General features: G+C 49.8%; 20 protein-coding genes and 2 pseudogenes. 18 read left to right on the top strand and 4 right to left on the bottom strand.

The window, feature by feature from the left end; all coding sequences use genetic code 11:
* Window positions 1-295 precede the first annotated feature (295 nt).
* From I8U17_RS11840 to I8U17_RS11820, 5 genes are read left to right on the top strand one after another with little or no spacing between them, the layout of a single operon-like run.
* The gene (locus I8U17_RS11840) at window positions 296-1,147 is read left to right on the top strand and encodes a hypothetical protein (protein ID WP_033102287.1); all 852 of its coding nucleotides are present in this window, start codon (window positions 296-298) and stop codon (window positions 1,145-1,147) included.
* A 9-nt stretch (window positions 1,148-1,156) separates the two neighbouring features.
* Complete coding sequence (locus I8U17_RS18795; protein WP_198056379.1) at window positions 1,157-1,738, top strand: DUF4129 domain-containing protein; 582 nt, start codon at window positions 1,157-1,159, stop codon at window positions 1,736-1,738.
* Entirely contained in the window at window positions 1,725-2,984 is a 1,260-nt protein-coding gene (locus tag I8U17_RS11830) for a DUF4350 domain-containing protein (RefSeq protein ID WP_033102285.1), read from the top strand. The genes I8U17_RS18795 and I8U17_RS11830 overlap by 14 nt, the downstream gene beginning before the upstream one ends.
* Entirely contained in the window at window positions 2,942-3,901 is a 960-nt protein-coding gene (locus I8U17_RS11825) for an AAA family ATPase (protein ID WP_309485183.1), read from the top strand. The genes I8U17_RS11830 and I8U17_RS11825 overlap by 43 nt, the downstream gene beginning before the upstream one ends.
* Entirely contained in the window at window positions 3,855-5,216 is a 1,362-nt protein-coding gene (locus I8U17_RS11820) for a DUF58 domain-containing protein (RefSeq protein WP_198059456.1), read from the top strand. Before I8U17_RS11825 ends, I8U17_RS11820 begins: the two co-directional genes overlap by 47 nt.
* Before the next feature lie 130 nt (window positions 5,217-5,346).
* Here the strand turns inward: I8U17_RS11820 and I8U17_RS11815 are convergent, their stop codons facing one another.
* Window positions 5,347-5,868 carry a DUF4309 domain-containing protein gene (locus tag I8U17_RS11815; RefSeq protein ID WP_033102283.1) on the bottom strand — a complete coding sequence of 174 codons (522 nt, stop codon included), beginning with the start codon at window positions 5,866-5,868 and terminating at the stop codon, window positions 5,347-5,349.
* Between the two features lie 231 nt (window positions 5,869-6,099).
* Between I8U17_RS11815 and I8U17_RS11810 the strand changes: the two genes are divergently transcribed.
* The 8 genes from I8U17_RS11810 to I8U17_RS11775 all read left to right on the top strand — a co-directional run bounded on the left by I8U17_RS11810 (window position 6,100) and on the right by I8U17_RS11775 (window position 12,753).
* A complete protein-coding gene (locus I8U17_RS11810; RefSeq protein ID WP_198059455.1) occupies window positions 6,100-7,512 on the top strand; it encodes an FAD-binding oxidoreductase in 1,413 nt (470 codons plus the stop codon).
* Window positions 7,509-8,810 (top strand): (Fe-S)-binding protein, encoded by a 1,302-nt coding sequence (locus tag I8U17_RS11805; RefSeq protein WP_198056383.1) that lies wholly within the window; start codon window positions 7,509-7,511, stop codon window positions 8,808-8,810. Before I8U17_RS11810 ends, I8U17_RS11805 begins: the two co-directional genes overlap by 4 nt.
* Before the next feature lie 60 nt (window positions 8,811-8,870).
* Window positions 8,871-9,659: an SDR family oxidoreductase gene (locus tag I8U17_RS11800; RefSeq protein WP_033102280.1), complete on the top strand. Its 789-nt coding sequence runs from the start codon at window positions 8,871-8,873 to the stop codon at window positions 9,657-9,659.
* Between the two features lie 99 nt (window positions 9,660-9,758).
* Window positions 9,759-10,415 (top strand): fumarylacetoacetate hydrolase family protein, encoded by a 657-nt coding sequence (locus tag I8U17_RS11795; RefSeq protein WP_033102279.1) that lies wholly within the window; start codon window positions 9,759-9,761, stop codon window positions 10,413-10,415.
* The gene (locus tag I8U17_RS11790; RefSeq protein WP_081944020.1) at window positions 10,408-11,028 is read left to right on the top strand and encodes a GNAT family N-acetyltransferase; all 621 of its coding nucleotides are present in this window, start codon (window positions 10,408-10,410) and stop codon (window positions 11,026-11,028) included. Before I8U17_RS11795 ends, I8U17_RS11790 begins: the two co-directional genes overlap by 8 nt.
* A gap of 181 nt (window positions 11,029-11,209) precedes the next feature.
* Entirely contained in the window at window positions 11,210-11,395 is a 186-nt protein-coding gene (locus tag I8U17_RS11785; RefSeq protein ID WP_033102278.1) for a type Z 30S ribosomal protein S14, read from the top strand.
* A 120-nt stretch (window positions 11,396-11,515) separates the two neighbouring features.
* Entirely contained in the window at window positions 11,516-12,280 is a 765-nt protein-coding gene (locus I8U17_RS11780; protein ID WP_198056385.1) for a threonine/serine exporter family protein, read from the top strand.
* Between the two features lie 26 nt (window positions 12,281-12,306).
* A complete protein-coding gene (locus I8U17_RS11775) occupies window positions 12,307-12,753 on the top strand; it encodes a threonine/serine exporter family protein (protein WP_033102276.1) in 447 nt (148 codons plus the stop codon).
* Window positions 12,754-12,770: 17 nt separating this feature from the next.
* Here the strand turns inward: I8U17_RS11775 and I8U17_RS11770 are convergent, their stop codons facing one another.
* Window positions 12,771-13,691 (bottom strand): diacylglycerol/lipid kinase family protein, encoded by a 921-nt coding sequence (locus I8U17_RS11770; RefSeq protein WP_198059454.1) that lies wholly within the window; start codon window positions 13,689-13,691, stop codon window positions 12,771-12,773.
* A gap of 276 nt (window positions 13,692-13,967) precedes the next feature.
* On the opposite strand from I8U17_RS11770, the gene I8U17_RS11765 reads away from it, so the two are divergent.
* The 3 genes from I8U17_RS11765 to I8U17_RS11755 all read left to right on the top strand — a co-directional run bounded on the left by I8U17_RS11765 (window position 13,968) and on the right by I8U17_RS11755 (window position 15,894).
* On the top strand, window positions 13,968-14,588 hold the full coding sequence (locus tag I8U17_RS11765) for a YhbD family protein (protein ID WP_033102275.1): 621 nt from the start codon (window positions 13,968-13,970) through the stop codon (window positions 14,586-14,588).
* A gap of 15 nt (window positions 14,589-14,603) precedes the next feature.
* A complete protein-coding gene (locus I8U17_RS11760; protein ID WP_052154440.1) occupies window positions 14,604-15,329 on the top strand; it encodes a polymer-forming cytoskeletal protein in 726 nt (241 codons plus the stop codon).
* Window positions 15,330-15,441: 112 nt separating this feature from the next.
* A complete protein-coding gene (locus I8U17_RS11755) occupies window positions 15,442-15,894 on the top strand; it encodes a gamma-glutamylcyclotransferase family protein (protein WP_198059453.1) in 453 nt (150 codons plus the stop codon).
* A 36-nt stretch (window positions 15,895-15,930) separates the two neighbouring features.
* Here I8U17_RS11755 and I8U17_RS11750 read toward each other — a convergent pair.
* Window positions 15,931-16,395: pseudogene (locus tag I8U17_RS11750) on the bottom strand (manganese catalase family protein); the annotation flags it as partial.
* 233 nt (window positions 16,396-16,628) lie between these two features.
* Here I8U17_RS11750 and I8U17_RS11745 point away from each other — a divergent pair.
* Window positions 16,629-17,815 (top strand): annotated as a pseudogene (locus I8U17_RS11745) (oxalate decarboxylase family bicupin).
* 431 nt (window positions 17,816-18,246) lie between these two features.
* Complete coding sequence (locus I8U17_RS11740) at window positions 18,247-18,867, top strand: histidine phosphatase family protein (protein ID WP_033102312.1); 621 nt, start codon at window positions 18,247-18,249, stop codon at window positions 18,865-18,867.
* A 40-nt stretch (window positions 18,868-18,907) separates the two neighbouring features.
* Here the strand turns inward: I8U17_RS11740 and I8U17_RS11735 are convergent, their stop codons facing one another.
* Window positions 18,908-19,561 (bottom strand): MOSC domain-containing protein, encoded by a 654-nt coding sequence (locus I8U17_RS11735; protein ID WP_198059452.1) that lies wholly within the window; start codon window positions 19,559-19,561, stop codon window positions 18,908-18,910.
* Between the last annotated feature and the right edge of the window lie 261 nt (window positions 19,562-19,822).

Raw genomic sequence — 19,822 nt, 5'->3', positions numbered from 1 at the left:
CCCACTTTTATGGTTGCCTCATCTTTGACGGCAAGTTGTAATTCACCGGCAGGGCACCCGGGTTTGCACCAACCCACCCGGTCTCTGTTTGCTGTACGTACTGACGGCTACTTTTTTCTTGCAGATGAGAAAATATACGGTTTTCTTTATTGCTTTTAAGCTTATACGCTTTTAAGCGATAAAGTAATTGTAAATAAGCATGCGTATTTTGTCAATCCTGTTAAAGAATTTTCCAGTATGACACAACCTTTAGGCAATGAATTCAGTTATAATGTTTTCGTTGGGAGGTGAGGCAGTGAAGGAACGTTCATACCATGCTCCATATGGGAAGCGGGAGCTGTTGGATGGCGCATTCCGCATACTGCGCCGTCATCTGAAACCGTACTGGTTGTTGTCATTTTTGGGGAATCTGCCGTTTGCCCTGTGGTTTAACTGGATGGATGTGAAACAGATGGTTTCTCCAAGCGCAGTATCGGCAATGGAAATGATCGGCGTTGAAGTTGCCGAAATATTGGTTTTTCTCCTTTTTCTTTACCCATTTTTGCAAAATGCAATATATCAGTCAGTTCAAAGCGGGGAAGCTGGCCTCCGATTTTTGTTTCGCGCCGCCTGGCGAAACGGTCGAAAAGTGTGGCTTGCCCAGCTGATTTTATGTTTGTTCTATTTTGCCCTTTTTTTGGTGATCATCGGGATCATCGGTGTTCCGATTGCTGTTTTGACACAATCCGGCGCGGATGCGGATTTTTCGGTCTTAGCCGCTTCTTTTGTTTCTTTCCTGGCCATTTGCGTGCCGGGGCTTTATTTCTTTGCCAAATTTTCTTTTGTCATCCCGGTGATCCATGAAGAGGGAGGGACGGTCCTGGGGTCCCTGAAGCGGAGTTGGTCTTTGACAAAAGGCTCAGCGGGGATGATCGCCTTGCATATATTTATTCTTTCCTTCATCCTCTCCATTCCTTATCTCGTGCCCGCGGAACTGTACGGAGTGGCCGTTGTGTCATCGCCAGACTGGCTGCTTTTGACCGTTGTGTACGGATATCAATTGCTCATCGCGCCCTTCCTTTATCCGGTGATCCCGATTTATCTGGCATTGGTTTTTGTGAATGAACGAATCAAGAAAGAAGGGCATGACATTTTGCATCACCTTTGATGGGGGTGAGTGTTTATCGCTGCAGATTTTGAGAAGGCCCACCGGCAATTGGAAGAGATTTTGGCAAAGCCCGAATACGGCAGGCAAACCACGACTTTGCCGCAATTTCACCTTCCCGGCTGGATGAATTCGTCTTTGCTGGAAGACACGATGCTGGGAATTTTCATTCTCTTCCTCTGTTGTCTGGTTCTCGGTATTGGATGGATTTTGCTCCGCTATTGGATGAAGCGGGTGAAAAAAGGACCGGTCCATGAAGAAACTCCGGAACAGGAGATCCCTTGGCTTGAAAAAGCAGAGCGTTATGCCGGTCTGGGCGATTACCGTTTCGCTGTTCGCGCGTTATATCATTATGTGTTGTTTTATACATATAAACGGCGGAAATTGGAAGAACTCCCCGGTCAGACCAATGGGGAACAACGGGATCAGATCAGTCAAACGTGGCCGGAAAAAGCGTCTCTTTTTTGCCGGCTGAGCCAGCGGTTTGATGAAATCTGGTATGGACACATGCGGATTGAACCGGCTGAATATGAGCGCTATTTAGAAGGTGCGATGAAGTTTGCAGAGAGTGGGAACAAAGATGCGGAAGAATAAAATCGGGATTGGAATCGTCTTGGCCATCATTGCCTGCTTCCTCGCCGGTCTGATCTGGCTTGAGTGGTCGAATGTCGCGGAAAAAGTTCCTTGGTCTTCGCAAAACCCGGAACCGACAGGGGTAAAAGCATTGTCGGAGTTTTTGTCTGAACGGGGTGTTCCGGCGAAACCGCTGGAAACCGAAAATAACCTGCCCTCCGGTTCCGGAAATACGTTGATGTTTGTCAATCCGCAAACAAATAAACCGAATCCGGAGCGCCTCCGCGCATTGCTGAACTGGGTGAGCCGGGGAAACCAGGTGGTGTTATGGTCTGCTCCTGATTCGGATTGGAGCAAAGCTTTCCGGTTCTCGGGGCAATCCTGCCGATTCGGTGAGGAGTATGTCAGGGTAAAACCGCAATTTCATCAGGAATGGCTGGACGAAGTTCAATTTCTGAGCTGGAAAAGTGCCACGTGCATTGCTCCCAGACAAGGAATTATTCCGGTTCTGAAGGATGATCAAAACCATCTGTTGGTTGGGTATAAACAGTCAGGTCAGGGGCGGATTGTTTATGTCCCGGACCCCTCGATAATCGCAAATAAAAATATTGATAAGGCCGATCACATTGCCCTGTTGCTGTGGATGGTATCCAATCCCTTTCAGAAGGCGGTTTGGTTTGATGAAACGAGTCACTCCTTGCTGGGACAAGGTGAAGCACCCTCCACGGAAACGGACGAGCTGCCTCCGATTCAGGATGAAGGGATCCCGGAGCCGTCGGCAGTCACTTTTTTGGCCGCATTGGGGATCAACGGCGGATTTGTGCTGGTGCAGATCGTTTTGCTGACACTTTTATGGCTGTTTGCCCGCGGAAAACGATTTGCTTCTCCGCGAATGGAACAAGTGGTCGAAAAACGCGATTCGATGGAATATATTGATGCAATGTCCAGATTGTATCGCCGTTCCAATCTGAGAATGGAAGCACTGCTTTTTATGAAGGAGCAGTTGCATTTGGCGATATTGCAAAAACTGCGGATGCGGGGGCATGAATCGGAAGCGGAGTTGCTGCATCAGCTGGAAGTCGCGATGGGATCGGAATTTCGCCGAAACTATGAAAACATTGCCCGCCTGATTCAGGATGCAGCCGATGCAGACCGAAAACTGACCTCCTACATTTTTGTGGAGTGGAGTCGGACATTACGGAAATTGAGAAAGGAGATTGAGCAGTGGGGAGTTACGTCATCAACGTTGACCGCATCCAAAAGGTGAGCGAACAGGCGATGCAAGCCATCAATCAGGTTGTGCTCGGACAGGAAGAGAATATCCGTTTTCTGTGGGCCAGCTTTTTGGTCGGGGGACATGTCCTCTTGGAAGGAGTTCCGGGACTCGGAAAAACGTTGCTCGTCCGGACGCTGGCCCGAATCGTCGACTGTTCCTGTTCCCGTCTGCAGTTTACTTCGGATCTGATGCCCTCCGATGTGACCGGAACCAAAGTGTATGATATGCAATCGGGAAAGTTTACGTTTCGGAAGGGCCCGATTTTTGCCGATATCCTGATTGCTGATGAAATTAACCGTACACCGCCGAAAACGCAATCGGCCCTGTTGGAAGCGATGGAAGAAAAACAAATCACAATTGACGGGGAGACTTACACCTTATCTCCACTCTTTTTTGTCGCCGCAACACAAAATCCGATTGAATATGAAGGTACGTATTCCTTGCCCGAGGCGCAGTTGGATCGCTTTGCCGTCAAGCTGGTTGTCGATTATCCGGAGGAAAAGGAGGAGGAGCAGTTGCTCGCCGGCCACCGGATCGGGGGAAGAGAAGAAATAACCTTGAAACCGATCGTCGGGATGGAAGAGATATTGGCGATACGTAATGACTTGGAGCAAATATCTGTTGATCCTTCGGTCGTTCAATATTTGTTGCAAATGTTGCGCGCCACCCGCCGACATCCCAAAGTGATGCTGGGGGCCAGTCCGCGTGCGGGCCTAGCCATTCTGTCCCTCAGCAAGGCGGAAGCTGCGATGAGCGGACGGACCTTTGTGACACCGGACGACGTAAAGAGATTGATCAAACCGGCGCTCAGGCATCGCATCCTTTTATATCCTGAGGGGGAACTGGAGGGATGGAAAGCGGATGATGTTTTGGCAGAAATTATGGAAGCTTCAATGGTTCCAAGGTAGAGCGGTCATCCCGGCCCCCCGCTTTCTGCGGCTGGTTTTTTTCAGTGTTTTGATCACCGGATTTGGTGCTTGGTGGGGGCTTGGCGGTCTGTTTTTCCTCCTTTCAAACGGAATCCTGCTCGGGCTGGTGGCGATCGAATTGCTCCAATTAAGGAAAATGCCGAAGTTCGGGGGGAAACGGGAAGCAAAGGCTCTGTTTGAACTCGGAGAAGAGAATCAGATCCGCCTGTCGCTCCATGCTTCAGCTCCCGCGGTCGGAACGATGTGGGTGCGGGATGATTTCCCCCATGGGTTTTCGGTCAATCAGCGGACATTTCAAATCGAGTGGAAAAGAGAGACAGAACAGGCGATTGTTTATACGGCCCGGCCACATCGCCGGGGAAAGCATTTCTTTCACGATTTGCATGTGCGCATGGAAAGCAAATGGAAGTTGTTTCATTATGAAGAGCGGATTCCGGCGCGGCTGGCCGTCGATGTTTATCCCCGTTTGGAACCGGTTCGCCGGGTAAAACAGGGATTCTACCGGAGCATGCCCGCCTCTGAAGGGCAGCCGATTGCGCGGGTTTTTGGCCGGGGACAGGAGTTTTCCCATATCCGGGAATACCGTCCGGATGATGATCCGCGCCAAATCAACTGGATGGGCACGGCCCGGCGCGGCAAACTGGTCAGTAATGTCTATCAGCCGGAAACAGGGCAACAGGTTGCGATTTTTATCGACTGCGGACGGCTGATGGGGGTGCAGAATGACGGGGAATCCCGTTTGGATCGCGCTTTGGAAGCTGCTTTGGGCTACGCGGCGATTGCCCTGGACCGGGGGGAGCAAGTGAGTGTGATCGCTTTTTCAAACCGGATGTTGCGGATGATTCCGCCGGGAAAAGGGATGGCCTATCTCAATAAAATCATTGAAGGCGTCTATGATTTAGCGCCGGATGATGTCGAGTCGGATTACTTGGCTGCATGGGAGGCGGCCGCCCCTTTCCTGAAAAAGCAGACCTTGGTCACGTTGTTTACCGATGCGGCAAACGTTGCTTTTGCCGATTCGTTGTACCGCATGGTAACCCTGGCGAAAAAACGCCACCTCGTTTTGACTGTTTCGATGCAGGAACCGAAGTGGACCGAGATTTTGCAAAAAGAACCGAATCATGAACTGGATGTCTACCGGCAAATTGCCGTGGAGGAACTCATGTCCGAACGGAAAAAGGCGCTCACACGATGGAATCATAAGAAAGTGATTGCCCTCGATGTTGAACCGGAGCGATTGGCAAGCAGCGTCATTTATTCTTTTCTCGACATTCGCCGTCGCATTTGGACGTAAAACAAAAGCCTGTTCCCGATTTTGCGGGAATGGGCTTTTCCGTTAACGGCAATCGAAATCGGAAGCGGAGTATGGCTCTCGTAGACAAAAACCGCCCGGTTTTCCAATGGGGCGGTTTGGCCAACATCATTTATTTTTTATGAACGTAAATTTCTTTGAATGTTCCGGGTTTATTGTTTTCATCATAATAAAATACGAATTCAAGTTGATATTTTCCTTCTTTGTATTGAAAGTAAATCCCGTCCTCCCCGTAAACGACCTGCTCAGGTTTTCCGGCTGTTTCTTCTACGTCGGTGACCGTGATGTTCTCCAGTCTTTGATCAAAAGAAGTAATCCAGGTGACCCGGTTGTTTTCGAGTTGAAAAGATATTTTTCGATCATTGTAGTAAAGATATGCTTCATCTGAGCCTTGATCAGGCTGTCCCCAAACCTTTTGAATGCAAGTTCCTTTTGAACCGATGCCAAATCTTTCACTGTTGATGGTTTTTCCGTGAGAAGCCAGCTTAACCGTTTTGGCGACAACCTGTTTCGGGCTTTCCGACAAGGCTTTCATTTGTGCCCCTGTTGCAGCATGAGCGCCGGCAATGGAGGTCATGAAAATGGTTCCGGTTACAAAAACGGAGAGTAAAATCAGCTTTATCAGCCTGTTCATGCAACTTCCTCCTTTTAATGCTGTTCAAATATATATTCGTAACGAATGGGGAAATTACTTCTATTTTAATTGAGCGGAGGACAAAAAATATTAAAAACAGATAGGATTATCGCTTTATTAATAGAAAATTACTAAATAGACATCTGATTATATGACAAGTGTGGAAGGATTTTGGCCTGGGTGAAGCGGCAGGTTCTTCGTTTGGTGGAAGCAGGAAGGAGGGGAGAGGAGATGGGGTTGGATCCAAGTATTGTAAAGGAGCTGATTCGCATCACGGATGAGGAGCGAGTTTTGCTTTCGCTCGATGAGCGTTACACCTATGCGTTTGATGCGTCTTTTGGAACCTATCTTCCGGATGTTGTCGTCTTTCCACAAAGCGCGACGGAAATCGCGGAAATTATGAAGCTGGCCAACCGGGAACAAATTCCCGTGACGCCGAGGGGAGGAGGGACTTCCCTCAGCGGCGGCCCTCTTCCCGTGGCCGGCGGGATCGTCCTGGCGATGACGCGGATGAATAAATTGCTCAGGATTGACCGGGACAATTTAATCGCCTTCGTCGAGCCGGGGATTACGACGGCAGAACTGCAAAGGGAAGCGGAGAAAGCAGGGCTCTTCTACCCGCCCGACCCCAGCAGTTCCAACGTTTCGACAATCGGTGGGAACCTGGCCGAAAATTCCGGGGGCCCCCACGGGCTCAAATACGGGGTGACCAAGCATTATGTTATCGGGCTGGAAGTGGTTACCCCGCAGGGAGAGATCATCCGCACCGGAGGGATGACGGTCAAAAATGTAACCGGATATGATCTCACCTCCTTGATCGTCGGTTCGGAAGGAACGCTCGGCATCATTACCAAAGCGGTTCTCCGCCTTATTCCCAAACCTCCGGCCCGTAAAGCGCTGATGGCCATTTTTGATGAGATTGTCGATTCCGGGCGGGCCATCAGCGGTATCCTGAAAAACGGCATCCTTCCGGCAAAGCTGGAGATGATGGATCAAGCCTCGATCCGGGCCGTGGAAAACTATCAACCGTCGGGGTTGCCGCTTGATGCAGCAGCAATTCTTCTGCTGGAAGTGGACGGGCACCCGGCGGCGGTTGACGAGGAAATCCGAAAAGCAGCGCAAATTTGCCGGCAATATGCAGCCAGGGAGGTGCGGCTGGCCGCGGATGAAGCGGAACGGGCGGAACTTTGGAAAGCGAGAAAGCTGGTATCTCCGGCAATCAGTCAGGTAAAACCGACGAAAATCTCCGAGGATGCGACGGTGCCGCGCAGCAAAATTCCGGAGATGCTGGAGCGGCTCAGGCAAATCAGGGAAAAGTACCAGCTCCATCTGGTCGTGTTCGGGCATGCGGGAGATGGAAATTTGCATCCCAATATTATTGCCGACAACAGGGATCGGGATGAGATGAAGCGGGTTGAAGAAGCTGTTGCAGAGATTTTCAAAGCCGCGGTGGAATTGGGCGGAACCTTGTCGGGAGAGCACGGCATCGGAACCATGAAGCCTGCCTTTATGGAGATGGAGCTCGGTCCCGCCGGTCTGGATATGATGCGCCGCATCAAACAGGCATGGGATCCGAACAATATTTTGAATCCGTTTAAAATCTTTCCGCAGCCGGGTCAAACGCGGGTGGTGTTGACCGAGTGAATGAATGGCAAAAGCTCCTTCCTCATGATGAGACATTCAAGTGTGTCAAGTGCGGGTATTGCCTTCCGGTTTGCCCGACATACAAGGTGTTGGAAAAAGAATCAGCCTCACCCCGCGGCAGGATCGCCTTGGTAAAAGCGGCGGCGGAGGGGAAAATCGATGTGTTGCAGCATCTGGCCGGGCCGATTGACCTGTGTCTGGGCTGTCGTGCCTGCGAAGTGGCCTGTCCGGCGGAAGTGAAGTACGGCGTAATTTTGGAAGGCGCCAAACAGGCGATTCACGGGGCCAAACAGGAGAAAAAAGCGGAAACGCCGCTGTTCCGCTGGTTGGAGAAACTCATTTTTCAGTGGTTGTTTCCATATCCCGGCCGTTTAAAAGCACTGAGCGGGATACTGTGGTTTTACCAAAAGACGGGGTTTGCCAGATTGGTTGAAGTCTTGGGGTTCAGCCGGTTCTTGCCATACCATTTGGGGGAGTTTGCTGCGGCGTTGCCTGCGGCCCCCTTTCCTCTCTCTTTTTTTGGAAGGAAAGAGAGGCTCGCTCCACGCAAGGGGAAAAAAGCCCGTGTTGCTTTTTTTACGGGTTGTATCATGGACTCGCTCTTTTTTGAGACGAACCGAAAGAGTATCGAATTGTTAGCCGCAGTCGGATGCGAAACCATTCTGCCCAAAGGGCAAACCTGTTGCGGGGCGCTTCATGCTCATGCAGGTAAAATCAGTCAGGCCAAGAAGCTGGCCAAACGCAACATCGAAGCGTTTGAAAGGTCCGGTGCCGATTGGGTGGTTACCAATGCGGGAGGATGCGGAGCAATGCTGGCCGAGTATCACCACTTGCTGTCGGATGAGCCGGAATGGGCGAAAAGAGCGCAGGCCTTTGCCGCAAAGTGCCGGGATCTCAGTACGCTGTTGGAGGAATGCGGGCCGCTCCCCTTTAAGAAGAAGATTTCCTGTCGTATTACCTATCAGGACTCCTGCCATCTCAGAAATGTACAAAATGTTATTTCCGCTCCCCGAAAGTTACTTCACTCCCTTCCGGGGGCCGAAGTGGTTGAACTATGCGGAGCCGGGGAATGTTGCGGTTCAGCCGGTATTTACAATTTGATCCAATATGAGACTTCCATGAAGGTGCTCGACCGGAAAATGGAGGCGGTCAGAGAAACCGATGCGGAGATTTTGGTCACTTCCAATCCGGGTTGTTTGCTGCAGATGCGTCTGGGGATCAGGAGGGCCGGTTTGGAAAACCGGATGAAAGCAGTCCATCTCGCCGACTTGCTCCATGAAGCCTGCACGGGGGAATAAGTGAGTGGCAGGAAGATAACTTTTCATTCTATGATTAGAAAGAGAAGGAGGAATGAAGCAATGGATTTGGGATTAAAGGGAAAATCAGTTCTGGTTACAGCAGCAAGCAAAGGACTGGGGAAGGCAAGTGCACTTGAGTTTGCGCGGGAAGGTGCCAAGGTGACCATCGCGAGCCGCAACCTGGAAGAACTGAAGCGGGCGGCGGGGGAAATTGAATTGGCGACAGGGCAAAAAGTGACTGTAGTACAAATGGATGTGACGCGGGAAGAAGATATCGAGCGGGCGGTGAAGACGGCAGCGGAGGCCGGAAACGGTCTGGATGTGCTTGTGACCAATGCCGGTGGTCCTCCGGGAGGGACGTTTGACGACTTTGCCGATGAGGCATGGATGGGGGCATTTGAACTCAATTTGCTCAGCGCGATCCGGCTCATTCGGACCAGCTTGCCTTATATGCGGGCCAAGGGAGGCGGAAGGATTGTTACGATCACTTCGACCTCCATCAAACAGCCGATCCAGGGGCTGATTTTGTCCAATACGATCCGTGCCGGGGTAAATGCCCTGACGAAGAGTTTGTCGGTGGAACTGGCCAAGGATCAAATTTTGGTCAATACAGTTGCTCCCGGACGGATCGCCACAGACCGCGTAGCCGAATTGGATCAGGCCAAAGCCGAAGCAAGCGGGAAATCCGTTGACGAAGTGAAAGCGGAAATGAGCGGACAAATCCCGCTCGGCCGGTATGGACTGCCTGAAGAATTCGGCAGGGCCGTAGCTTTCCTCGGTTCCTTCGCCAATACCTATATTACCGGTCAGGCTCTGCTCGTTGACGGCGGAATGGTCAAAGCGCTTTAAGCAACACTGAGTGAAAACTCTTCCCGCTTGATCAAAATAGATGAAGCGGGAAGTCCTGCTTTTTTTAATAAAGATGACAGAAGAAAAGAGGTCCCGGTAATGGAATCGATTCGCAATATTTACTGTGTTGGCCGCAATTATGTTTTGCATGCAGCGGAACTGGGCAATGAGGTTCCCAAATCTCCGATGATTTTTTCCAAACCGACTCATGCGCTTATCCAAGCCCGGGGGCAGGTGATCGATTTGCCCGGTGACCGCGGGGAAATTCATTATGAAACAGAGTTTGTCATTCAGATCGCCAAACCGTACGAAACGGGAATGAAAGCGGAGGATGTGGTGGATCGTTTTGCCCTCGGCATCGATTTTACCTTGCGCGATGTACAGAGCGAATTGAAAAAGAAAGGCCATCCCTGGCTTCTGGCCAAAGGATTTCCCAACTCTGCCGTCATCACGGAGTTTCGGGAATTTCCCGGGACGGAAGTGTGCAAAGCCCGCTCTTTCTCCCTGATTAAAAATGGCGAAGAAGTTCAGCGCGGCAGCCTCAGCGACATGATTTTCGACCTGGATACAATCATTTCATTTTGCGCCGACCATTTCGGCATCGGGCCCGGCGATCTCATCTATACGGGAACCCCGGCCGGCGTGGGAGCAGTTAAAAACGGGGATGAGTTGCAACTGAAGTGGGACGGGGAGATCCTCGGACATTGTTCGATTCACCTATCTGAAAGAATAGAAGGGGCCGTACAATATGAATGACACACTCTTTGAAAATCCGCCTGTTTTGGAAGGGAAAAGAATCCGGCTTGTCCCGATGGAATTCGAGCATGTAAAGCCGCTTTTCAAAATCAACGACCCGTCGATCTGGACCTATACGCTGACCGAGATAAGGACGGAAAAAGAGATGGAAGACTGGGTGGCAGAAGCGATCCGACTGCGCCTGGAAAAGACGGCCTTACCGTTTGTCGTCATCATCAAGGATACAAACCAGCTGGCCGGAGCGACCAGGCTTTTTAACATGAACGGAAAGCAACGATGCTGCGAACTGGGATCGACTTGGTACGGAGTGGAGTATCAGAGAACGTTTGTCAATTCCGAAGCCAAGTTTTTGCTGTTGCAATTTTGCTTTGAAGAACTGGGATTGATCCGGGTTCAGCTGAAGACCGATGAGCGCAATCTGCGGTCTCAAGCGGCGATCGAGCGTCTGGGTGCCGTTAAAGAGGGCATTTTGCGCAATGAACGTATCCTACACAATGGATATATCCGAAACGCCGTGTTGTATTCAATTACCAATCAGGAATGGGAAAAAGTGAAACAAGGGCTGCTGGAACGGGAAAAGCGCTATGCTTTGAGTCTGGTTCATGGCAGGTGATCGATGAAAGCGCCCATCCCCAGCGCACGGGATGAAGTGCTGAACTGCGAGGATATTTTAAAAGGAGCCTTTTTACAGAGGGTTCCTTTTAATTTTTTGGTTGTATCACATAATAAAACAAGGCTTTTCCAAAATACGGATGGATCACCACGTTGATTTCCGTAAAAAAGGAGGGAATCTGTTGGCGAAAAAATCAATGATTGTGAAGTCCGAGCGTCAACCGAAATTCAAAGTTCGCGCCTATACGCGTTGCAAACGTTGCGGACGACCGCATTCGGTATTGCGCAAGTTCGGGCTCTGCCGCATCTGCTTCCGTGAATTGGCTTATAAAGGGCAAATTCCCGGTGTCAAAAAGGCCAGTTGGTGATGGAACGGATCCGGATGCGGGAAAAGAGCGAAAGGCTCCTGCTTTCAAGGCAAGAGCCTTTACTTGATTCCAATAAACGGAAAAACGATCCTACCAAAAGGGGAGAAAGCGGGATTACGAATGAAACACGCTCATTCCATAAGCGAAATGATGGAGATCTGTTTGCTGGCGGGAAAGTTGCTGCTGGAAAGCGGAGCGGAAACCTATCGGGTGGAAGATACGATCGCAAGATTGGCATCGAGCGGCGGGATTGAATCGATTGAGGTTTTTGTGGCTCCAACGGTGATTATCCTTTCGATGAGGAAACCGGGACAAGCGGAGGATTACACCAAATTGGTTCGGATAACGAAACGGTCGACCGATTTGCACAGGGTTACCCTCGTTAACGATCTGTCACGAAAAGTGAGCCGGGAATTTTGTACATTGGAAGAAGCGAAAGAGAAATTGAAACAGATGGAACGGGATTCGTCGCCCTACCCGCCCGGTATGAGAATCACGGCAGCCGCGTTGGTGAGCGGTTGTTTTACCCTGATGTTTCAGGGGAGCTGGAAGGATTTTTTGCCGGCTTTTATCGATGGGGGACTCGGTTATTTTCTTTTTTTGTTTTCAAAGCGATTTGTTTCTGTTCGATTTTTCTCCGAACTTCTGGCGTCCTGCCTCATTGGGGTGGTTGCGAAACTGGCGGTTTTGTTCGGATTGGGAAAAGAGGTTGACCGCATTATCATCGGCTCGGTCATGCCCTTTGTTCCGGGTGTGCTGATCACCGATGCCGTCAGTGATCTCATGAAAGGCCATTTGTCTTCGGGAATGCTGAGGGGAGCTGAAGCTTTTTTAACCGCGTTTGCGATCGGAACCGGCATTGCAGTGGTGATTGCCGTCTGGTAAGCGTAAAAAAGGAAGGGATATGTTGAATGATCGTTGCGTTCTTAGTCAGTTTCATGGCTTCAGCAGGCTTTGGCATCCTTTTCAATGCTCCTAAAAAAGCGTTGGTTCCCGGCGGGCTGATCGGGGCGATCGGTTGGGTGCTTTATATGGGATTATCGAGCCGGAACCATTTGGCCCAGGTTTTTGCCACGGTAGTGGCCTCGTTTGCGGTAACAGCGATCAGCCAATGTCTCGCCCGGATTTACCGGATGCCGGTTCTCGCCTTTAATGTTTCCGGGATTATTCCTCTTGTGCCCGGGGGGATCGCCTATCACACCATGAGACAACTGGTGGAAAGCAATTACATTGCCGCGATTCAATCGGCGTCGCAAACCTTTTTGATCTCGGGAGCGATCGCGTTCGGGCTTGGGTTGGGTGGAACCATTATCCCGATTATGATCAATAAATGGTGGCCGGTTGCAAAGCAAAAGTGACGTGTCTTTTTAACGGTTTACGGATCCTGGTACCCTTTTCGCTCATTCAGGGCCTTGTCATCCCCGACCACCATCCGCAGATGGCCGGGCAAGATGGAGAGGGTTACAGGGGTATAACTGTTTTTTTCGCCGTCACAGTCCACTTTCAATGGGGGAGTCGTTTTTACACGGACTTTTTTGGCGTGAAAATAAACCAGATCTTTTCCTTCCGGCTCTTCCGAAGTCAGGTAAGATGTGAGCATCGACCAGAAAGAACTGAAGGAAACCTCCTTGAAAATCAGGACATCGAGCCAGCCGTCGGTGACGCTGCTCTGCGGGAAGTAAGCATTTACCCCTCCGATAAAAGAGCCGTTTCCAACCAGCACCATCGTTGCTTTTCCTTTAAAAGCGGCAGTATCCGCTTCGATATCCAGTTCAAACGCTTCCTGATGATTCAGTGTTTGCACGGCGCTGAGATAGTAGGAAAGGCGCCCAAACTTCTCTTTTAAATCACCACGGATCTCTTCGGAGACCTGCGTGATGAGTCCGATTCCCCAAAAGTTGAGAAAATAGCGGTCTCCGTGTTTTCCGATATCGACTTTCCGCTCTTTTAAATGGATGATCTGTTCAACCGCTTCCCGGTAGTCCTGGGAGATGCCCAGTGTTCTGGCGAAGTCGTTGCAAGTGCCGCCGGGCAGCATGGCGAATAAAGGCGGATTCCTTAACTTTGCCAGCGCATTGACGCATTCATGAACGGTTCCGTCCCCGCCAACAGCAATTACGAGATCCGCACATGCCCCCTGTTCACCGATAATTCTCGCACTGTCCCCCGGCCTGGAAGTATGACAAATCTCGATTTTATCGGCGATCTCTTGAAAGCGCCGGGATACTGCATCGACATTTGTGATCAGTTCTTTGTTTCCGGCGTTTGGATTTACCAGGAAAATGATTTTGTCCATTCGCATCCCCCATCAGAATCGGGCGCCAAGGAAAGCCCCGTCCGGATTAGTAAATCAAGCGTGGTTTCTTCCAGAATAGCAAAAAATGGTTGCACTTGCGAGGGCGGTCACGCTTTGTTCCTGATTCACTTTTTTCAGATTCATGAAGGGCCTGGATCGTGGAGCAGCCCCTGTCGAGAGGGTTATCGTCGTCCGCATCAGGTTTTTTAAAGATGAAAAACCTCTTCTCCAACGTAACAGTGTTATGTTACAATAAAAGCGGAGGGGGTGTTCGCGATGGAGCAAGAGTTGATTTCCAAAAAGGAACTGCTCGAGATGACCGGGATTTCGTACGGCCAGCTATACCGTTGGAAACGAAAAAATCTGATTCCGGAAGATTGGTTTATCCGCAAATCTACTTATACCGGACAGGAAACATTTTTTCCACGTGAAAAGATCCTGGGGCGGATCAACAAAATCAAAAGCATGAAGGATGACCTTTCGCTGGATGAAATCGCCCGCCATTTTATGCCTGATCTTAAACAAGTTACGCTGTCAAAAGAAGAATGTTTGAAACGAAACATTGTTTCGGAGTTGGTTGTCCGGATTTTTACGGAGCAGAACGGGGAGAAGAATGTTTTCACTTTTGATCAAATCTTTCAGTTGTTTGTGCTGGAAAAGGCGTTGCAAAGCGGGCAAATAAGCTTGGAAGAAGGGAAATTGCTGCTTAAAACTTTGGTTCTGCATGCCGGCGGCTTGAAAGGGAAAAACGGAGAACTCGTTTTTATTCGCAAAATGGGGGTTTCGGCGTTTATTTTGGCGGGGGCAACGGAGATCTTTTTTGATCCCGAAGTGAATGTTCTGCTGCGCTTGAGTTTGGCTGATCTCTTGGAAGAATTGAGATTAAGGATGGAATAGAACGGGGGATGCAGAGTGGAACGGGATAAGATGAGAGACCTGGTGATCTCCGGGAGCGGGAGTGCTTCCGGAGGAACGTTTGATCACGTGAAAATCAGTGGGACGGGCAAGATTGCAGGAGATTTGGAGTGCAGCCATTTAAAAGTTAACGGTGCACTGAAAGTGGATGGGAATGTAAAGGCAAAGAAAGTAACGATTAATGGAACAGCAGAATTCTCGGGAAGGTTGGACTCTGAGGAAATTCATATCCAGGGTACATCCAGCAGCGATGACCTGAAATGCAAAACCTTGAAAATATCCGGTGCTGCCAAAGTGAACGGTTGCCTGAGTGTGGAGGAATTGAAGCTGAAAGGGTCGATCGATGTGGAGAAAGATTGTGAAGCTGAAGTTTTTGAGGCCTCCGGAATTTTTACGATCGGCAGATTATTAAACGCCGGCACAATTGATGTGAAGCTGTACGGGACCTGCCGTGCGAAGGAGATCGGTGGAGAAAAGATCAGCGTGAGGAAAGGCGGTTCCCGTTTTAACCGCTTGATCAAGTCGCTGTTCCTTTTGGCTGATGACACCCTGAAAGCGGAAGTGATTGAAGGGGATGATCTCGATCTCGAAAATATCAAGGCCGATGTGGTGCGGGGAAATAATGTCATCATTGGGGAAGGATGCGAAATCGGCTTGGTTGAATACAAGCAAAACTATAGCGGAGAAAATGGGGCAAAGGTAACAGAGGCAAAAAAAATATAGGTTCAGTCTCACTTGGTTTGGAATCTTAACCGGCGTCAACCCTCGGATCGGGGAGCCGGTTTTTTCTTTTTTGCCGGTCTGGTAGAGTAATGGTGATGAAGGAGATGATGAGATGAAGAGCAAAGATGAGATGACAAAGATCCCTGTTTTTGTTTACGGAACATTACGTTCCGGCTTGGAAAATTATAAACGGATTCTGCAAAATAAAACGGCAAGCGAAATACCGGCTGCGATGAAAGGAAAGATGTACAGTGTAAATACGGAATTAAGTTATCCGTGCGTGATTGAGGGAGAGGATACGATTCAGGGGGAATTGATGGTGATTAAAGAAGAGTACTATTGGGATGTATTGAAAGATTTGGATTGGCTGGAGGATTATCAGGAGGATGATGAAGAAGGCAGTCTCTATTTACGGCGATTAAGGGAAGTGAATTTGCAAAACGGAGAAAAAGCGATCGCCTGGGTTTATCTTTGGAATCGGGGAGTCTCGGAGGAATTATATGTAAAAAGCGGAGACTGGAAACGATATATTCACCAAAGCAAAAGAGATCCCGACAAATCCTGAATTTCGTTTTGATTTTTTATTTTGAAGAATAAAACACCGGCCTTGAGATTCCGCGTTGAGATTGGCCCGGAAATCGGCGAGCAGATTCCCGCTGGCGATGGTGTAGCGGGCGTTTCACGGATAACCGACGCTGTCGGTGGGGGAGGCGCCCAAACCGGAGACGATGACATGTTGCGGGTTCATTCCCCCCATAGCTGCTTCGATCACCGGATTTTTGGCGGCTTCTTCCTGTTCTTTGACCGGAGCTTTATCCAACAAGCGCGCAATCATCGTGGCGATCATTTCCACATGCGCCAGTTCTTCTGTTCCTGTATCCAAGAGCAGGTCCCGGTATTTCGATTTGGTTTTGCAGCGACAGTTCCATCCCTGAAACAAATATTGCATGGCGACAGTAATCTCACCAAATTGTCCGCCCAGAATTTCCTGTAATTTTTTGGCGTAGACCGGATCGGGACGTTCCGGCTTCGCTTCATACTGTAGTTCCTTAATATGAAAAAATATGGAGATCCTCCTTGCTCCTCATTTTTTGTACCAACATATGTGATGAAAGCCCAAATGGAGCCAGTCTGGGCCCGTATTATTTCCATGCAGCGAAAGTGTTTTGCTAGATTATGATCCCCCCTGAACTTTTTGGCCGAATGCGTATCCAATCAAACCCCTGTTCCACATATTTGCGAATTTACATAATAGATTAATTTATAAGAATTATTAAATAAATAAAGGGGGGAGTTTTCATGGTGAGACAACCTGAGAATTACCCATATATTTATGCTCCACAGCCTATCCGAAAAGATGGCGCCGGTGGGGTTGATTTAGGCTCGCGAGATGTGATGCGCGACCTTGAGAATCCTGACATGCTCGTTCCACCGTCCACGGATGCCGGGACGATCCCTAACTTGAAGTTTTCTTTTTCCGACACCAATATGGTGTTGGATCATGGCGGCTGGTCCCGGCAAATAACAGCCAGAGAGTTGCCGGTCGCAACGACGCTCGCAGGGGTGAACATGTATCTGACGCCGGGCGGGGTACGGGAGTTGCATTGGCATAAACAAGCGGAGTGGGCTTTCGTGCTTTGGGGTCGTGCGCGGATCACTGCGGTTGATCAGAACGGTCGGAATTTCATAGCCGATGTCGGTATGGGTGATTTGTGGTACTTTCCCCCCCCGGAATTCCACACTCGATTCAAGGGCTGGAGGAAGGATGCGAGTTTCTGCTCGTCTTTGATGACGGCAACTTCTCAGACCTCGATACGTTCACCATCTCCGATTGGTTTGCGCACACACCGAAGGACGTGCTGGCGGCAAATTTCGGTGTGCCGAAAAGGGCATTTGCCCATATTCCGAAGAAGCAGCGTTACATATTCCAGTCAAAAGTGCCCGGCCCATTGGAAAGGGAGAAGGTATCAAGTCCATATGGGACAGTTCCGATAAGCTTCACACACCGGCTGCTCGCGCAGAAGCCAATCGTAACGCCGGGAGGAACCGTGCGCATAGCTGATTCCACCAACTTCCTCATTTCACTCCGGATCGCGGCTGCTCTGGTGGAAGTCAAGCCGGGAGGAATGCGGGAAATGCATTGGCATCCGAATAACGACGAATGGCAGTATTACATCGCAGGAACAGCACGCATGACGGTATTCGCGGCCAATGGCACGGCCCGCACTTTCGATTACCGGGCTGGTGATGTCGGATACGTACCGTTTGCATTCGGGCACTACATCCAGAACACCGGTGATCAAAGCCTGTGGTTTTTGGAGATGTTCAAAAGTGACCGTTTTGCTGATGTGTCGCTGAACCAGTGGATGGCGCTGACTCCATGGGATCTGGTAGAGGACAACTTGCATGCAGGGCCGGAGTTGATGAACGCGCTGCGGAAGGAGAAGTGGCCGGTTGTCAAATACAAGCACAGATCCAAACGGTAGTGCGTCATATCACGGATTGGAGCAGTATCCCCTAAGCTGCCCGAATACCTCGTGGTGCGATCCATCCCGGAGAAGGAAATGCGATGACTGTCGCAACCTTGGTCGTAAAAAGGGTGACCGGCCAAAAGATTGACGTTTGGCACGGTCACCTTTATAATCATCGGCATCCGGGAGGCTGTTGGATGCCGGGGGCAAGGTAAACAGCGGATATGTTTCCTTTTCGGATTGACCCCCTTTCTGCTTCCGTGTCTTTTGCTGCTAAGCTGGAAGGAGTCGCGTTTATTGAACGTTATGCCTGCGGGATATCGAGAATTTATCGGGGGAAGAGGTTGCTGCAAATTATACTGCCGCGGCGCGAGCCATGTTGCTTCAAATACGTTACTTACCATGCTTTTATCGATCAAAAGGATGTTTCGGTGGGAGGGAACGGATTGACCAGAGTCTATTTGCTGAGGCATGGAGAGACAGAATGGAATCATGACGGTAACCGGTACTGCGGGCGGACGGATCTCAATTTATCCGCGACAGGAAAAAGACAAGCCGAATGGGTGAGTGAGTATTTGCAAGGGGTTCCTTTTACGGCCGCTTATGCCTCCACTTTAAAACGCGCGCGTGCGACTGCCGAAATCATCGCCCGGCACCATGATCTTCCGGTTCGGAGCGATGAGCGAATCGTTGAGGTGGATTTCGGAGAGTGGGAAGGGAAAACGCGGCCGGAGTTTACAAAGACCGACCCTGAATCCTGGGAAATGTGGTGCCTGAACCCGGCAGTATTCAGGGCAGGTCGTACCGGGGAAACAGCCTGTGAGGTATTGGAGCGGGGCAGGTCCTTTTTTGCCGAACTTGCGCAAAAGCATCCGGATGATACGGTTTTGGTGGTTGCTCACAGTTCGTTTAACCGTATTTATCTCGCCGGTATGTTGGGGATGCCGCTGAGCAACTATCGCCGTCTCAGCCAGGATAATACCGGAATGAACATTTTTGAATTATCCCCTGATCACGAACTGATTTTGATTCAGATGAATATAAACCAACATCTGGTTCATGAATAACGGACCGTGAAAAAAGGCCCGTCTCCGGTAAAGGCAGAAGTCACATGCGCGCGGCCAGCTTGGTTAACATGTTCCTCCAACTTTCAGCCAATGCGGGACAAGCAGCCAGCTCCAGGAACGCTTTCTGATCACCTTTCTTATGGTGGAGAAGATCATTGCATTTGGAGACTGTCCATTCGGAGTGGGGGCGATCAAGCAATCTCACTTGTTCCCCGGCTTGAACCTCCCCTTCCTGCAGAACGCGAAAATACCAGCCGGTCCGCCCGGTTGTTTCCATCCGCTTGGTCAGGTCATCGATCCCCCAAAGGCGGGCAGGTTTCCAACATGGAATACGCGGTTGGGAAATCTGCAAGATGGCCTTTCCGATTTGATAGATATCTCCGATGCATACGGTTTCTTCCGTTTGATCAGTGATGACAAAATTTTCGCCAAATGCGCCGTAGGTAAAATCGCTGAGGTTCAATTCCTGCCGCCAAAGGGGATAATGGGAGTCAGCATAACCCAGTACTGCCTTTTCCGGTCCGCCATGATGCTTCAAATCCGCTTGATCATCCCCCTCAAGTTTGGTCCTTCCAAGCCAGACGGCACCTTCTGTTTCTGTTTTGTTAATTGCGCTGTGCCACGGTTTTCCCTCAGGAGGAAAAAGAAAGGTTTTTGTCTTTCCAACCAGAACGGTTTTTAAAGTCGCCAGCATGGGACCGCTCCTTTCTCTATCAGCGTTTATATATTATATTCGATGTCGGGGTGATCCGAATATAAAAACAGGGGTCACCGTACCGAAAAAAGAATCATTCACTTCTCGTTCAGATAATTATTATGTATAATAAAATTTTGATTAGTTTTATTGTTTGTATTAGTATAAGATATCCTTGAAGGGAGGAATTAGGATGAGAAACCTTTTCATGTCCATCTCCACTTTATCTCTCTTAATGCTTGTTATGGTTGGCTGTTCATC

It is taken from the genome of Thermoactinomyces sp. CICC 10521, assembly GCF_016055135.1.
GTDB classification, from domain to species: domain Bacteria; phylum Bacillota; class Bacilli; order Thermoactinomycetales; family Thermoactinomycetaceae; genus Thermoactinomyces_A; species Thermoactinomyces_A daqus.
The sequence above is the reverse complement of the archived record's forward strand: the minus strand, read 5'-3'. Positions and strand labels throughout refer to the sequence as shown.

Bases quoted from the DNA above. Each gene is read 5' to 3' on its own strand.
- I8U17_RS11830 (WP_033102285.1), top strand. From the start codon at position 1,725: ATGCGGAAGAATAAAATCGGGATTGGAATCGTCTTGGCCATCATTGCC.
- I8U17_RS11820 (WP_198059456.1), top strand. From the start codon at position 3,855: ATGATGTTTTGGCAGAAATTATGGAAGCTTCAATGGTTCCAAGGTAGA.
- I8U17_RS11815 (WP_033102283.1), bottom strand. From the start codon at position 5,868: ATGAACAGGCTGATAAAGCTGATTTTACTCTCCGTTTTTGTAACCGGA.
- I8U17_RS11810 (WP_198059455.1), top strand. From the start codon at position 6,100: ATGGGGTTGGATCCAAGTATTGTAAAGGAGCTGATTCGCATCACGGAT.
- I8U17_RS11800 (WP_033102280.1), top strand. From the start codon at position 8,871: ATGGATTTGGGATTAAAGGGAAAATCAGTTCTGGTTACAGCAGCAAGC.
- I8U17_RS11795 (WP_033102279.1), top strand. From the start codon at position 9,759: ATGGAATCGATTCGCAATATTTACTGTGTTGGCCGCAATTATGTTTTG.
- I8U17_RS11790 (WP_081944020.1), top strand. From the start codon at position 10,408: ATGAATGACACACTCTTTGAAAATCCGCCTGTTTTGGAAGGGAAAAGA.
- I8U17_RS11780 (WP_198056385.1), top strand. From the start codon at position 11,516: ATGAAACACGCTCATTCCATAAGCGAAATGATGGAGATCTGTTTGCTG.
- I8U17_RS11775 (WP_033102276.1), top strand. From the start codon at position 12,307: ATGATCGTTGCGTTCTTAGTCAGTTTCATGGCTTCAGCAGGCTTTGGC.
- I8U17_RS11770 (WP_198059454.1), bottom strand. From the start codon at position 13,691: ATGGACAAAATCATTTTCCTGGTAAATCCAAACGCCGGAAACAAAGAA.
- I8U17_RS11765 (WP_033102275.1), top strand. From the start codon at position 13,968: ATGGAGCAAGAGTTGATTTCCAAAAAGGAACTGCTCGAGATGACCGGG.
- I8U17_RS11755 (WP_198059453.1), top strand. From the start codon at position 15,442: ATGAAGAGCAAAGATGAGATGACAAAGATCCCTGTTTTTGTTTACGGA.
- I8U17_RS11735 (WP_198059452.1), bottom strand. From the start codon at position 19,561: ATGCTGGCGACTTTAAAAACCGTTCTGGTTGGAAAGACAAAAACCTTT.